This window comes from Lysinibacillus sp. GW823-FHT02G10, from assembly GCF_058797135.1.
In genome coordinates, this window is record NZ_JBXAJI010000001.1 from 1,612,793 (window position 1) to 1,627,840 (window position 15,048).

At 36.0% G+C, this 15,048-nt stretch carries 15 protein-coding genes and 1 pseudogene; 5 read left to right on the forward strand and 11 right to left on the reverse strand.

What is annotated here, in order from left to right; translation table 11 throughout:
- Positions 1-204: 204 nt before the first annotated feature.
- From AC1RFD_RS08460 to AC1RFD_RS08485, 6 genes and pseudogenes are all read right to left on the reverse strand, one after another.
- Entirely contained in the window at positions 205-1,074 is an 870-nt protein-coding gene (locus AC1RFD_RS08460; RefSeq protein ID WP_492474817.1) for a metal ABC transporter permease, read from the reverse strand.
- Positions 1,071-1,943, reverse strand: coding sequence for a metal ABC transporter permease (locus AC1RFD_RS08465; RefSeq protein WP_421927222.1), 873 nt, complete (start codon positions 1,941-1,943; stop codon positions 1,071-1,073). Before AC1RFD_RS08465 ends, AC1RFD_RS08460 begins: the two co-directional genes overlap by 4 nt.
- An 11-nt stretch (positions 1,944-1,954) precedes the next feature.
- Complete coding sequence (locus AC1RFD_RS08470) at positions 1,955-2,683, reverse strand: metal ABC transporter ATP-binding protein (RefSeq protein WP_048392425.1); 729 nt, start codon at positions 2,681-2,683, stop codon at positions 1,955-1,957.
- Between the two features lie 9 nt (positions 2,684-2,692).
- Positions 2,693-3,607 carry a metal ABC transporter solute-binding protein, Zn/Mn family gene (locus AC1RFD_RS08475; protein WP_048392424.1) on the reverse strand — a complete coding sequence of 305 codons (915 nt, stop codon included), beginning with the start codon at positions 3,605-3,607 and terminating at the stop codon, positions 2,693-2,695.
- 152 nt (positions 3,608-3,759) lie between these two features.
- Positions 3,760-3,921, reverse strand: coding sequence for a hypothetical protein (locus AC1RFD_RS08480; RefSeq protein ID WP_492474818.1), 162 nt, complete (start codon positions 3,919-3,921; stop codon positions 3,760-3,762).
- Positions 3,922-4,127: 206 nt separating this feature from the next.
- Positions 4,128-4,736, reverse strand: a pseudogene (locus AC1RFD_RS08485) (TetR family transcriptional regulator).
- Between the two features lie 160 nt (positions 4,737-4,896).
- Here AC1RFD_RS08485 and AC1RFD_RS08490 point away from each other — a divergent pair.
- Both AC1RFD_RS08490 and AC1RFD_RS08495 read left to right on the forward strand, forming a co-directional pair.
- Entirely contained in the window at positions 4,897-5,634 is a 738-nt protein-coding gene (locus tag AC1RFD_RS08490; RefSeq protein WP_016991666.1) for an SDR family NAD(P)-dependent oxidoreductase, read from the forward strand.
- Between the two features lie 125 nt (positions 5,635-5,759).
- Complete coding sequence (locus tag AC1RFD_RS08495) at positions 5,760-6,788, forward strand: S-layer homology domain-containing protein (RefSeq protein WP_054550451.1); 1,029 nt, start codon at positions 5,760-5,762, stop codon at positions 6,786-6,788.
- Between the two features lie 22 nt (positions 6,789-6,810).
- Here the strand turns inward: AC1RFD_RS08495 and AC1RFD_RS08500 are convergent, their stop codons facing one another.
- From AC1RFD_RS08500 to AC1RFD_RS08515, 4 genes are all read right to left on the reverse strand, one after another.
- Positions 6,811-7,710: a LysR family transcriptional regulator gene (locus AC1RFD_RS08500; protein WP_279495302.1), complete on the reverse strand. Its 900-nt coding sequence runs from the start codon at positions 7,708-7,710 to the stop codon at positions 6,811-6,813.
- A gap of 261 nt (positions 7,711-7,971) precedes the next feature.
- Complete coding sequence (locus AC1RFD_RS08505; RefSeq protein ID WP_492474819.1) at positions 7,972-8,511, reverse strand: flavodoxin family protein; 540 nt, start codon at positions 8,509-8,511, stop codon at positions 7,972-7,974.
- A gap of 181 nt (positions 8,512-8,692) precedes the next feature.
- A complete protein-coding gene (locus tag AC1RFD_RS08510) occupies positions 8,693-9,295 on the reverse strand; it encodes a hypothetical protein (protein ID WP_054550453.1) in 603 nt (200 codons plus the stop codon).
- 253 nt (positions 9,296-9,548) lie between these two features.
- Positions 9,549-10,259: a TspO/MBR family protein gene (locus AC1RFD_RS08515; protein ID WP_492474820.1), complete on the reverse strand. Its 711-nt coding sequence runs from the start codon at positions 10,257-10,259 to the stop codon at positions 9,549-9,551.
- Positions 10,260-10,609: 350 nt separating this feature from the next.
- Here AC1RFD_RS08515 and AC1RFD_RS08520 point away from each other — a divergent pair, with 350 nt between their 5' ends.
- The 3 genes from AC1RFD_RS08520 to AC1RFD_RS08530 all read left to right on the forward strand — a co-directional run bounded on the left by AC1RFD_RS08520 (position 10,610) and on the right by AC1RFD_RS08530 (position 14,329).
- Positions 10,610-11,518, forward strand: a complete 909-nt coding sequence (locus tag AC1RFD_RS08520; RefSeq protein WP_492474821.1) for a MerR family transcriptional regulator — start codon at positions 10,610-10,612, stop codon at positions 11,516-11,518.
- A gap of 378 nt (positions 11,519-11,896) precedes the next feature.
- Positions 11,897-13,468, forward strand: coding sequence for a phytoene desaturase family protein (locus AC1RFD_RS08525; RefSeq protein ID WP_054550456.1), 1,572 nt, complete (start codon positions 11,897-11,899; stop codon positions 13,466-13,468).
- A gap of 57 nt (positions 13,469-13,525) precedes the next feature.
- A complete protein-coding gene (locus AC1RFD_RS08530; RefSeq protein WP_269898259.1) occupies positions 13,526-14,329 on the forward strand; it encodes a methyl-accepting chemotaxis protein in 804 nt (267 codons plus the stop codon).
- 115 nt (positions 14,330-14,444) lie between these two features.
- On the opposite strand, the gene AC1RFD_RS08535 is transcribed toward AC1RFD_RS08530, so the two are convergent.
- Complete coding sequence (locus AC1RFD_RS08535; protein WP_004230683.1) at positions 14,445-14,981, reverse strand: DUF6143 family protein; 537 nt, start codon at positions 14,979-14,981, stop codon at positions 14,445-14,447.
- Between the last annotated feature and the right edge of the window lie 67 nt (positions 14,982-15,048).

Below are 15,048 nucleotides of genomic sequence, written 5' to 3' on the forward strand. Positions count from 1 at the left end.
CTATCATAAAATTTATCGTAACAAAATTTTAAATATTCGTACATAACAATATAGAAAAATTTGCTAGATGCTACTATTCTTTCTCTTTCTAGTTTATCTTAACGAGTATACTATTTTTCCTAGAAGTAGTACTCATTCAAAAGTTTGAACTTGTCCTTAAAAGAAAAAACATCGTTTGATGGGCGTATCAAACGACGTTTTTCATTAAGAAGTTTCTAGTTTATGAACAAGTACTTTTTTTCTACGCTCAACGATTTTTTGACAGATGAACGTCACGATAAAAATGAAGCCGACTGTTGTTGCCATCATACCTGCTATAGAGGTATCCCAAAATTTCGCTAAATAATAGCCAATGACGGAAGCAGCAGCTCCAAACAGCATACTATAGACGAACATTTGTTTAATCGTTTTGCTGATTAAATAGGAGGTAGCAGCTGGCCCAATCAACATGGCAACCACTAAAATGGCCCCTACACTATCAAAAGCTGCCACTGTTGTAAACGAAATCGATGTCATAAAGCCATAATGAAGAAAGACAACGGGAATGCCAATGGTTGCTGCATACACAGGGTCAAACGTTGCAAGCTTCATTTCTTTAAAGAATAGGAGTAGGAACGCAATATTAATGACGAGGACTAGTAAGAGCATCCATACTGCCTTAGGCATTGCCAGCCCAAGCAATGTCCATTTATCCCAAGGAACAAAAGCAATTTCTCCCATTAAAACATGCTCAACATCTAAGTGCACATTGCCTGCAAATAAGGTGATGAGGAGAACACCTGCTGCAAACAGAGATGTAAACACTACGCCTATCGCTGCGTCTTCTTGAATACCAGAAGAATGTAATAATTGCACAAAATAGGCTGTTAAAATCCCTGCAAACGCAGCACCTACCAACATCCAAAAACCATTCAACGTTTGGGTAATAAGGTAAGCCATCACAATGCCAAAGAGCACTGTATGACTGATCGCATCTGCAATCATGGACATTCTACGCAAGATGAGGAAGACACCTGCAATTCCACAAGTTACCCCAACTAACAGTCCCGTGAATACAACCCAAAATTCGATCATCCTACATCACCCTGCTTTCGAAATTGCATTTTCCTACGATATTTACTAATTTGACCAGTTGGACTTATAAAATACGATAGAAAGAATATACCTGCTGCCACTAAGACAATTATAGGACCCGTCGATAACCCTGTTCGAATCGCACTAATAAAGGTTCCTGTTATGCCAGCGATACCTCCAATCGCAGCACTTAAAATGAGCATTGTGCTCAATTTTTTTGTCCATAACTTGGCACTGGCAGCAGGAATAATTAATAAAGCTGACATTAAAATAACGCCAACAGCTTGTATACCTGTAACAATTGTCATGACAATTAAAACCGTTAATGTTGCCTTTAAAGCCTCTATTGGTAAGCCAATCCCTTTTGCATAAACAGGATCAAAGATCAGTAGTTTCCATTCCTTATAAAGCAAGAGACTAACCACAATAATGATGGTTGCACTAATAAAGAGCCACAATAAATCTGCCTTGGTCATCGTCGCTGCTTTACCGAAAATAAAATTATTCAGACCACTCTGATTCCCCAGTGGGCTACGGTTAACCACTGTTAAAAATACAACACCAACACCAAAAAATACGGTGAGGACTAATCCAATGGCAGCGTCAGCCTTCATTTTTGAAAATGACACAATCCATTGAATACAATACACAGATAATGCAGATGTAATGCCCGCTCCTAGCATTAAAATTGGCAATTCCTTTTGACCTGTTAGCAGGAACGCAAGGGCAATACCTGGTAATGCTGCATGCGCAGCAGCATCCCCAACTAGACTTTGTTTCTGTAAGAAGGAGAACGTGCCTGTGATGCCTGCTGCAATGCCAAGTAACATCGTTCCACTCAGTACCCACAATAAGTTACCGCTTAACATTATGTCCCTCCTTACACATGCTGCATCATGAAAAGTTTACCACCATATGTTTTTTGTAATTGCTCTGGTGTAAAAACATCTTCCGTTGCGCCTGATGCTAAAATCGTTTTGTTTAATAGAATCGTATAGTCAAAGTATTCTTTGACGGTTTGAAGATCGTGATGCACAACAAAAATACTTTTTCCCTGTGCCTTTAAATCCTTTAAAATATCAATAATCGTTTTTTCTGTCGCAGCATCTACTCCTGCAAATGGTTCATCTAAAAAATATATATCTGCATTTTGTGCAAGGGCTCTAGCTAGGAATACACGTTGTTGCTGGCCTCCTGAAAGCTGCCCGATGGAACGCTCTGCAAAATCCTGCATCCCAACACTTGCTAAAGCTTGTCGAGCAACAATTTTATCCTGCTTAGACGGTCTTTTAAATAAGCCTGTATGGCCATAACGCCCCATGAGCACCACATCCAACGCATTTGTTGGGAAATCCCAATCCACCGCATTACGCTGAGGCACATAGCCTACGACTAAACTCTTTGGCTCAAACACCTTCCCTAAAATTTCTACCTTTCCCACTTTATTAGGAAGCTGATTTAAAATGGCCTTTAAAAATGTGGATTTCCCTGCACCATTTGGGCCAATAATGGCAGCTAGATGACCTGTAGGCACTGTTACACAGGCATTTTCTAATACTGTTTTTTTATCATACGCCACTGATAGATTTTCCACTGTTAATGCATACATATTCTTCACCTACTTTAATGCATCGACGATCGTGTCGATGTTATGTTGATACATACCTATATACGTACCTTCTGTTGTTCCTTCAGCTCCCATAGCATCTGAGAATAATTCCCCACCGATGACAATGTCGTGGCCTTTCTCCTTAGCCCCTTCAATAACAGCTTTCATTGCCTTATCGGACACACTGGATTCTATAAAAAGAGCCTTAATCTTATTTTCTACTAAGAAATCAACCATCTCCTGAACATCTTTCACACCATACTCTGAATCCGTACTCAGTCCTTGCAAGCCACGTACTTCAAATCCCTGACTTCTGCCAAAGTAATTGAATGCATCATGAGCCGTTACTAATATTCTTTGTTGCTGTGGTATTTCATTCACACGTTTTTCTGCGTAGCTTTGTAAATCATCCAGCTTTTTCAAGTAAGCTGCTTCATTTGTTTGAAAATCTTCTTTAAATTCAGGGTATTCTTCCTGAAGCTGCGTACTGATTGCCTTGACAACACCTTTCCAAAGCTCAACATCAAACCAAATATGTGGATCATGGAGCATGGCATCCGTATCACTGGCAAGCAGTTGCTTTTCATCTAATGTCTCGCCCACTGCCAAGACCGTTTTATCCTTCGCCATTTGTTCAAATATATCGAGCATTTGTCCTTCTAAATGTAAGCCATTATAAAAAATGACTTCTGCTTTATCCAATTTCGATAAATCACTTTGAGTCGCCTTGTAGAGATGGGGATCTACGCCTGGACCCATCAATGCTGATACCTGTAAATGATCACCACTGATTTCTTTAATCGCATCTGCAATTTGTCCTGTGGTTGCAACCACAATGCCTTCTTTTTCACCCTCTGTTTCTGCTGAACAGCCAAATAATAGAAATGAGAGTGATAATACCACCACACCTAACCATTGTTTCATTTTCCTACCTCAACTTTCTCTTTATTAAGCAATTGTTTGATAAAAGTGCCTAAACTACGAAGTAACCAATTGGCGGACAAGCCGTAAATTGGTTGTCATGCCCGCCCTAGTCGTATTCAACGCCAATATCCTAACTTTTTCCACACAATACCTTAATTTATATTCATTTTCCTGATAAGCTGGCGCCAGCTTATCCAGAAAAGGATTAACATCATACCTGCGCCTACTGAATCGGTCAGTTTCCATACGATTGCTAAAATAATTAAAATGGCCATTGGAAGAATCGTCAGTTTGAAATCACCTAAATCTTTCATTCACGCACTCTTCTTTCTTTGGAGATATTTTGTTTCCCTTAGGAAAAATATATGCTTAATACAAAGAAAATTCAACTACTTTATGAAAATTTCTTTAAAAAAATTTTTTTCTTATACAAAAATTAGTTTAGCCCAAACAAAAAAATCCCTAATGCAGACATTAGAGATTCTTTTATAAAAATACATAGATTTATGTTAATATACTTTTATTCTTCTTTTTCTAGAGGCTTTCCTATAAATTCAAATGCATAAATATGTGTTTTTGTTAATTCAATAATATCCTTGATTAAAGCTTCTTCTGATTTTTCATAGCCGCTTGCAATCCATTGCATCATCAATCCATAAAAGCCGTAGGAAGTATAATGCTTGAACATGTTCATGTTAACAGGCTGCTGATTGATCGTCTCAAATTTAAATTGCTCTTGATAAATTTTTGTGATCGTTAAGGGCATACGGGTGTGCAACCCAGGAATCGTATCTTCCACATTCAGCAGCTCGAAAAACAAACGGTGCCTATAAATGTAATGAATAATATTAAAGGATGGTGCTTTCAATTTTGTCGTGTATACCTTTTCTCCATATAGGTAGGGTTCACCTACTGCCACTTCCAGACCATTCAGCATTTGTTCTAGCAAATTCTCTGCTAGTTCAAATTTATCTTGAAAATGCACATAAAAGGTACTACGGTTATAGCCCGCTCATTCTACAATATCCTTCACTGTAATGGCTTGAAAACCATGTTGTTTCATTAAATCGACAAACGCTTCATAAAAATGACGGCGGGTTCTTTCTTGTCTTTGTGTCCATTTTGGCAATTTTACTTCCCCCTTTTAGACATTTCAGGCACATATGTCTACTAGTTAGATATTTACTACGACATTAATGATTGTTTCCGTTTTCAGGCGTTTTACAATAAAAGTACACCGTGATTTACACAGTGTGCAAGAAAAAAGTTTGTTTAAGGGAGTGTCATGTATGGGGAAATTACAAGATAAAGTCGCAATTATTACAGGTGGTGCTTCTGGTATCGGTGCTGCAACAGCCCAATTATTTGTAGCAGAGGGAGCAAAAGTGGTGCTTGTGGACCTAAACGAGGAAAAAGGCCAAGCATTTGCAGCTGAACTACAGGCAACAGGAGCAGAAGCCATGTTTATCAAAGCAAATGTAACGGATGAACAGGAAGTAGCAGCTATTTATCAAACAACTATTGAGGCATTTGGCAAAGTCGATGTCCTTTTTAATAATGCAGGGATTGGTCGTGTTACGCCAACTGAGGAGCTTCCTTATGCGGAATGGCGTCAAACTGTAAATGTAGACTTAGATGGTGTATTTTTAATGGCGCAGGCTGCCATCAAAGAAATGCTAAAAGCGAATGGTGGTACAATCGTTAATACAGCTTCGATGTATGGCTGGGTTGGCTCGCCAGGATCAGCTGCTTATAATGCAGCAAAAGGAGGCGTGATTAATTTAACACGTTCATTAGCATTAGAATTTGCTACGCGAGGGATTCGTGTCAATGCCCTATGTCCAGGCTTTATTGATACACCAATTATCCCAGAAGAAAGTAAGGAGCCATTACGTCAGATCACACCTATGCAACGACTAGGACAACCAGAGGAAATGGCGAAAGCTGTTTTATTTATGGCATGTGACGATTCAACATTTATGACAGGGAACACATTAACAGTAGATGGTGGCTACACAGCCCAATAACGACGTATAAAATAATCGCTACCCGACAAAGGGCAGCGATTATTTTTTCACTAGAAAAATTTGCAGTTTTTATCCATTTCCTGCAAACTATTACTAAAGCGAGCAAGAAAGGATGAAGACAACAAATGAAAAAATTAATAGGTACATTATTATTTTCTATTCTGATTATAGCTAGTGCAGGCAATGTACAAGCTGCTGGCTTTCGGGACGTATCAAAGGATCATTATGCATATGAAGCTATTTTATGGGCAGAAGAATATGATATTGTTAATGGCTTTACAGACGGTACATTTAAACCGAATGCTACCATTACTGAACAGCAATTAGCAAAATTATTAGCCAATTTTTATGAGCTCGAAACGCCCATCGACGAATTAAAAAAGCAAACGCCTTCGGCAAACTGGTCGGATGATTTCTATAACCAGCTCGCAAGCTATGGGGTCCCTTTAAATGGCTATTTCGATAACCGAATCCGAGCGGCTACTGTGAAGCGTGGTGTAGTGGCACAGGCTATTGCTCATTTAGCTAGCGGTAAGAAGGGCTTAGATCAATCTATTCAATTTTTACTTGATACCTATATTTCTTCCGGGCTAAATCCACAGTATGAAGAGCGTAATTTACAAAAGTTTTATGGCGTGACAAGCAACATGACCCGTGCGCAAGTTGTTACGATGCTCTATCGTATGGACGAACGAAATTATTATGAAATTTCAGCGGATGCACAAGCAATTCATGAGAATGCCAACAACGTATCCTTAAATAATAGGGCAAAAAATGCTCAAAACCAGCTCGACAAATCATTACAGCAGGCTACTCCTAGTAAAAGCGCATGGGAAGGTGTGTATACTTATTACTACAAATGGGGCAAGGGTACAAATGAGTTTAACCGCCGTGATGCTATAATCTCCAATGCCACAAACAAGAGCTTTTCTATTGCTTTAACGGCGAATGATGGCTCCGCTTCAGGTAGTGTAAATGGCACAGCCACAATTACAAGCAATACGAAAGCCCTTATGAATACATCCTCGAATGGCAATCGTTGTGTTGTCGAGTTTGAACGTTTATCCAATAATGCCCTAAAGGTGTCCGAGATTGATTGTCGTGCTGAACGTAATGAAGGCACCAATTTTTCGGGTACCCTCAAGCAGCAATAATTTGTAACAGAGTCTGAATCATTCAGGCTCTTTTTTCATCCTTAAAAGCTTCATAGCTATGTTTGGCGATGGCAATAAAATCTTCGAGACAGGGATGCATATGCTTATCTTTATGCCATGCAATATCTGTATAAATTGGCGCTAAATCAATTGTGGACGGTACTTCCATTAATTGCCCACTTTCCAGCTCCTTCTCTACAACCATTTTAGGTAAAAATGTAATACCTAACCCTGCCATCACACATTGCTTGATTGCTTCAATACTGGCGAATTCAATCATTTGTAAGGGATTGACACCCTCTTGCTGTAGCTGTGCTTCTAAATGATTACGATAGGAGCACCCTGTTTCTGTTAACAACATCGTTTCAGTTGAAATTTGTTGAGCCGATAGAGGCTGACTAATTTCTTTGGGGGCACTCACAAAAACAAGCTGTTCCTGAATCAATCGCTCTCGCTTGAGCATGGCTGTTTCCTGATAAGTGTCCGTTATCAATGCAATATCAAGTTTACCAGCTTGTAATAAATCCTTTGCAATAGCTGTTGTATGCACAGGCTTGAAAATGATTTTCACTTGCGGGTGTGCTTGTTGAAATTGCTTTAAAATACTTGGTAGTCGATAGACACACTGACTTTCCTGTGCCCCTACCTTCAATAGGACTTGCTCCTGCTCATTGGATATAGCTTTTTTCATTTCACGGTCTAGCTCAAGCATTTTTTTTGCATAATGCTGTAGACGCTTGCCCTCTTCTGTGAGAATAATACGCTTGCCAAGCCGCTCAAAAAGCTGAACACCTAACTCTTGTTCTAATGTTTTTATCTGAGCTGTAATACTCGATTGAGCGTAGTCAAGAAGCTGGGCTGTCTGTGTAAAGCTTAATGTTTCAGCTGCTGTAAAAAACGTTTGAAGCTGCTTAATATCCATCACTTGAACCCCTTCATCTATTTCTTCGATAGTTTTTGTTAAAACATTCATCCTTTTCGATAATAAAATCCAATATACACTAGTTTGTAGCTGAAAGAAAGAGAAGGCTGCATTTACCAATAGCGCAAGTAAATATCTAACATCAAAAGAACCTTTCATCATATAAAGAGAAACGAATTTGGAGACTTCTTCCCTCCAAATTCGTTTCATTGTATTGTGCTATAAAAATAGTCAATATCATCTAAAGCCAATAAGGTCGACTTATTGTAATTCTTTTCTAAGATGATCAGCTGCAGACAATGCTTTTAGATCTTGAAGGATCTCGCCTGGCTTGTTTCCTTCTCCTAGAATATATCCCTCAAAGGTTATCCCAACAAAATCAAAAATATGTTGAAATTGCTGAATCATTGGTAACCCCTTTATATAAGGCTCATCTCCACCAACTGCAATAACATATGCTTTTTTAGAAGACATCAGGGCCTTAAAATCAGGATAATCTGGATCCCTTAAAGTTTGCGACCATCGATCAATAAAATTCTTCATTATTCCTGTCATGCTATACCAATAAATAGGCGTAGAAAAAATAAGAATATCATGCGGAAGTATGCGGTCAATGATGGCGTTATAATCATCGTTGATATTAGAAAAGCCCTCCTCAGTATGACGCTTATCAATGATCGGCTGAATTAAATAATCCTTTAAATAAATTTCTTCTACCATTAGGCCTTGAGTAACTAATTTTGTTAATGTCTCTACATTCCCATCAGGACGATTTCCACCGTAAATAACTGCTATTGACATTTAGTATCCCTACTTCCTTAAAGTTTTAACTAGTGTCCCCGTATATCAATAGCTTATTATGATTTCACAAATCGATAAAGATGATTATTTCGATAAAATAAATCGAAAGATTCGATTACAATTAGCATGCATACTTAATATGTTCAATTAAACTAGGATACAAAATGAAATCAATTGTTAGTTATAACCCCTCTAAATTATCCAACAAACTATACCCATATTTAGCAAATTGTTGTTTGACTTGGTTAATGCAATATTCAATTCGTTTCTTTTTTTCTTCTTCAGAATATCCTATTGGGTTTTTTACACACGCCCCCAAATCAATCCATTTCAAAGTGCTATTTTCCGTATCCCAGTATATATGTTCAAATTTAAAATCAAAATCGTATCTGTCTACATTCATCATATCTTTTTTTGCTTCAATCATTTTCAAAACAATTTCTTTTAATTCGTTGTTAGTTATACCTTCTTTTAAAACCTGTGATAAAGTTTTACCATTCACTTTTTCTACAAATAAAAACTCTCTTTTTTTATATGCATAAATTTTAGGAAAATAAGGACTACTGTTTAACTCCAACAATGCGTAAATATCGTTATCCCCTTTTCCTTCAGATAAAAATTTTTTCAATATAATTCCTTTGTTTTTCATTTCATAAACAATTGACCGTTTTCGATGTAATTGAATGATTTCAACTTCTTTACTCAATATAAGGTTATATTCATATAAATAAATAGATTCTTTGGTCTCTTCTGGTAGATCATAAAAATAATTTGTGACAAGCAAAACTTGATTACTCCTTTCATCATAAGAAGATTCGACAAAAAGAGCTCATTCCCTTTATATTTCCATTATTTCTACATTCAAAAAAGTGAATACATTTTAATCATTGGATAAGAAGAATTGGATGAAAGGTCACCTATCTTTACAAAAAAACCAAACTACACAGAAGCTCATAACACTTCATTAGTTTGGATTTCTTTATAAATAAATTTTCTTTTCAAAGCACGCTTTCTATCAAATATTATAGATACTTTAACTATATTCTTTTAGGCCTTCCAATGAAAATCCAAATTACCAGGAACAAACTATATATAAATGGCATATAGAAAATACTCCCTGCATCTTCTCCATTCTTGATAGCGATTCCTATAAAAGCCCAGATAATTACTAATGGAAAAAATACATCTTGCTTATAAACACGTATAAAAGTAGCTAGCACAGTCGCAAGAATAAGTAATAACTGTGCCCATATTTCCTCCGAGAGCCCAAACCCATCCCACTCATAATATTTAAGCACAAAGCTAATATTAGCCATCAACGCCACACTAACCCACCCTAAATATACAGAAAATGGAATTCTCCCTGAAAAATGATTATCCTCTTTCGGGTAACTTACATACAGAAAAATTATATGAACCAATAAGCCGACCATAATAACAATGGACGTTATAAACAATTCATAATGCCAGCTCAACAACCATGCGATATTTAAAAATGCAGTGATTACAAAGAGACCCAGATTGCTATTTATACGATTAGTAGTTGAAGACCGAAATTGTTGTACAAGCCAAATGAATAATAAAAAATAAATCAAGCCCCAAATACTAAAAACATAGCCTGCTGGAATAAACAATACATCTACCTGATTAGAAATTTCACCTGTCTTTTTCCCATTAATCCCCACCGTACTAGCTAGTCCATTAATAATAACCATGGCGAAATAACTTATGAGTGCAAGCCATTTCATGTTCTTTCCCCCTCATATACATCATCTAATTCAATATATTCATTACCCATTCCAACTTATAATTACTCCGCTTACATAACATTAATAAATTATTTAAAGCCATTAGCTTATCTATAAAATCGTATAGCCTACTCATTATGGTATGGAAGAAAAAACAACAAATTGTCTCATTAAATTCCCCACCCCTATTTCCCTGTTATTCAATATTCAACCACTATAGTTATACAATTGTTGTACAACTTTTAAATATCTATATTATAATATGAAAAGTTGTAAGGTTTCGGAAAGCACTACGGCACACAAATACTCACAATCATGAATGTTACTAGCTATAGAAAGGCAGGGAAATAATGACACCAACAGATTGGCAATATAATATTACGCAGGTATCTGAAATCACAGGACTTTCCAAACAAGTGATACGTAAATGGGAAGAGCGCTACCAACTTGTTCATCCCAAAAGATTAGAAAATGGACACCGTGTTTATAGTGAAAAGGATGTGCAGCTTTATTTAAAAGTACTTAGCCTTTCGAACCAAGGCTATTCTATAAAACAAGCAGTGACAATTGTACTTAGCAATCAAAATGTTTTAGAGGCAGTTACCCCCACAGTGTTGACCATAAGCGACAATGTAGATCATTTCTGTAATCTTTTATTGGAAGAAGGAAGACTTTGCAATGAAGTAGAACTTAATCGACTCCTGCAACAAGCAAATCATTCATTAGGATTAGCCAAATTTCTATCTCATGTGATTATTCCTTTCTTACAAGAGGTAGGAAGATTATGGGAAAAACAGGTATGGACCGAGTATCAAGAATCTGTTACTACAATGATTGTTAGAGATTATTTAGTACAATTAAGAAGGAATTACCACTCTAAAGAGGATGCACCACTTATAATGGGAGCATGCTTACCAGGGGAGCATCATGAAGTTCAACTTCATATTTTATTGTTGCAAGCAATGATGGCTGGTTGGCGATCATTCCTTGTTGGCAGTTCTCCAGCTGTTGGGGCAATTGAATCTTTAATCATACATTTTAAACCAAAGGTGGTTCTATTATCTGCTATGACTACAAGGCCATTTGAGTTATACCCTACTAGCATTCAGCAATTAGATGACTTCGCTGCAAAACATCCTGCTATTCGATTTTATATGGGGGGTGCTGGCTCTGAAGAGTATTTAAAAACACATTCCTTACATTCAATTGCTATTGCCAGTACTATTGATGAAGTTATAAATAACTCTCACTCTAAATAACATTTATTTTTAGTAGGAGTTTAACGTTTTGGTTAGAACTAGTACTATAAGCAAAAGTTAAAAAGTTTATTAATACTGCTATCCCTGTTTAAATAAGGCATTGTTCTTACAATCTATTTTATTGAGAAGTTCAACGAGAATATCATGGATGAAAGCATTGGTTACACATGCTTTTGTCTATGATTTTTTTTTGCACGCAATAGCCATAAAATAATTTTTTAAATTTCAAGAATATATAGTTTGCACATTTTTGTACACTAATTGTATAATCACTGTATAACTTTTGTACAACAAATAAATATTTTTATCTATTTATAAATCATGACTCAATACAGGTAGTGTTATAAGACTAAATAGCAGATACGGAGGTTTTTCACAATGAAAAAGGAGATTATTGTTATAGGAGCTGGTCCAGGTGGTTTAGCGTCGGCAATGCTGCTTAGCGCTAAAGGATTTAATGTCAAAGTTTACGAGAAACAACCCTATATTGGTGGTAGAACAAGTGAAATAAAGCTAGGAGAATATAAATTTGATATGGGCCCCACATTTTTAAATATGTTTTATATTATTGAAGAAATATTCGAGCTTGCCGGTAAAAATATACATAATTATATAGATCTAGTAAACCTAGATCCAATGTATGAATTAATTTTTCACGATAAGCGCATTAAAATGACTCGTGATCGTGAGGAAATGATTCGTCAAATAAATGAACTATTTCCAGGCAATGAGGGCTCTTTTGAAAAATATATGAAGGAAACTAATCACAAATTAGAAGCGTTAGTACCTGTATTGCAAGCAAGCATGAACCGTTATACAGATTTACTACACCCAAAAGTTTTAAAGGCATTGGGTGAGCTTGAAATCGGTAGATCTTTAATCGATACGCTTTCACGATTTTACAAGCAAGAGGAATTACAACTTGCCTTTACTTTCCAAGCAAAATACTTAGGCATGTCTCCGTGGGAAAGTCCTGGTGCATTTTCCATTCTATCTTTTATTGAGCATGCTTATGGTGTTTACCACATTACAGGTGGCATTAATAAGTTAACACAGGCAATGGCAAAGGTTGTACGAGAAAATGGTGGAGAGATCTACACGAACTGTGGCGTTTCAAAGCTCTGGTTGGATGATCGAAAGGTAAAGGGTGTCATTTTAGATAATGGCGAAAAAATAGCATCTAATGAAGTAATAATAAATAGTGATTTTGGTCATGCGATGACTCACTTAGTCGAGCCTGGTGTTCTAAAAAAATACACTAAAGAAAAGTTAGAGAAGAAAAAATACTCTTGCTCTACTTTTATGCTTTATCTAGGTGTCAATAAAAAATTTGATTTGCCCCATCATACGATCTGGTTTGCAAAAAATTACCGAAAAAATGTTGAAGAAATTACTAACCATAAATTGTTGTCGGATGATCCATCTATCTACATTCAAAATGCAGTTGTAACAGATCCGACAGTTGCCCCACAAGGGAAATCTACGCTATATGTATTAGCACCAGTACCTAATAATTTCAGTCATATTGAGTGGGATACCTGTGAACAAGATTATCGTAACATGCTAATTGGGTTAATTGAGGACAAACTTGGCATTGAAAATCTAGAGCAATACATTGAAGAAGAACACATAATTTCACCGAAAAATTGGGAAGAGAATTTAGGTGTATATAAAGGAGCAACTTTTAACCTAGGTCATCAGCTTACACAGATGCTGACATTCCGCCCTCACAATAAATTTGAAGAATTAAAAAATAGCTGGTTAGTTGGAGGTGGTACACATCCAGGAAGTGGTTTACCGATTATCTTGGAGTCTGCACGTATTACTTCTAATGGAATTCTACAAAAGCATGGTCTAGCACAATTAGCAGTGAAACCTTTACCTAAAATAGATCTCTTTAATACGGAACTCAATAACAAACCTAGTGAAAAAGTAATGTTGCATATCTAATAATCATTAAGTATGAATTAAATTTAGCTTAGCTACCTAATATAAGGATTTGAAAATATGAATATTCAGACAAAACATATGAATGAAAATGCAATTGTAGATTCAATGAAAAAAAATTTAGCCCTTGTAGAGTTTAACTTGAATAGAAAAGTGATTTGGGCTAATAAAAAATTTGCAGAGGTTCTAGGATATCAGGTGGATGAAGTTATTGGGATGGGTCATGAAAAGTTTTGTAAACCGGATTTTATACAAAGCCCAGACTATCATCTCCTATGGCAAGGTTTATTAAATGGAGAAAAATATGAAGGAAAAATTGAAAGAATAAGTAAAATGAACGATTCTATATGGCTTGAAGCAACTTACCTCCCCATTTTCAATGACAATAATAAGGTAAGTTCCATATTAAAAATTTCAACAGATATTACAAATCGAGAATTCAATACTTTAGAGATTATTGCTAAACTAAAAAGTATGCCTCAGGAGTTAGTAGAAATTGTTGTATCCAATTCAGAAGAAAACATAAAAGCCGTAGCATCACTTGCCAAAGAAGTTGACGCAATTAGAGATACTGTAAAAGTGATTCATACTATCGCTAAACAAACAAATGTCCTAGCACTGAATGCCGCAATAGAGGCTGCACGTGTTGGTGAAAAAGGTCTCGGATTTAAAGTCGTAGCAGAAGAGGTACGAAAATTAGCACTGAATGTTGATAATGCACTTCGAAATATCGAATATAATGTAATGACTATAGAAAGTGATACGGAAAAGGTCGATAATATTACACATGATTTGAAGAAAGTTGTAACAGAAACTCACAATGAATTTAATAAAGCCATTGATAGATTCGAAAAAATGCTTTAACTAGTCAATAATACAGCAGCTAAAGTTCTCAATAGATATTTGAGAGCTTTAGCTTCTTTTTTCTAACTAATTAATATCACTATAAATTATATTCTACTAACAATATCCTTATTATTTAATGGTATTTTTTCATTTTTTCAAACCACCCAAATGCTATCTCAGCCTCTATACATTCATTGTCCTGTGTAACTAAAAAAATTACAAATGATTCACCAGATGGAAAAATAAATTTTCCATCTTCATCGCTTACTAAAGTACTTTGTGGTGGAACAATTCGTTTAAACGCATTTACTCCTTTATAGGGGTGCCCTTCAACAAGTTCAGCAAATTCAATTTTAACGTCTGGATTTGGTGGTGGATAAATGGCTGTATTAGTAGGCGTTACATTTTTAGAAATCATTGAATCCCCAGGAGGTATTGCATTAAACCAAATTTCAGCCAGAATAGGTTGCTTAGAATAATTAGTAATGGTAAACGCATTTACAAACAAATCCACATTAGAATATTTAGGATTACTTAAGCTTCCCCACGCATTTCTTCCTTTTTTTAAGGTAATTAATTCGGTTTGCCCAACAAAATATTGACCTAATAATGATTCATATAAAGGAGTAGGAATACTAACTATTTTCATAAATCGATCATTATTTTTCATTGTCAATCTCACCCCCTTTTATATATTAATGTATGTATTTTTAGTAGGGATGTTTAGACGAAAATAT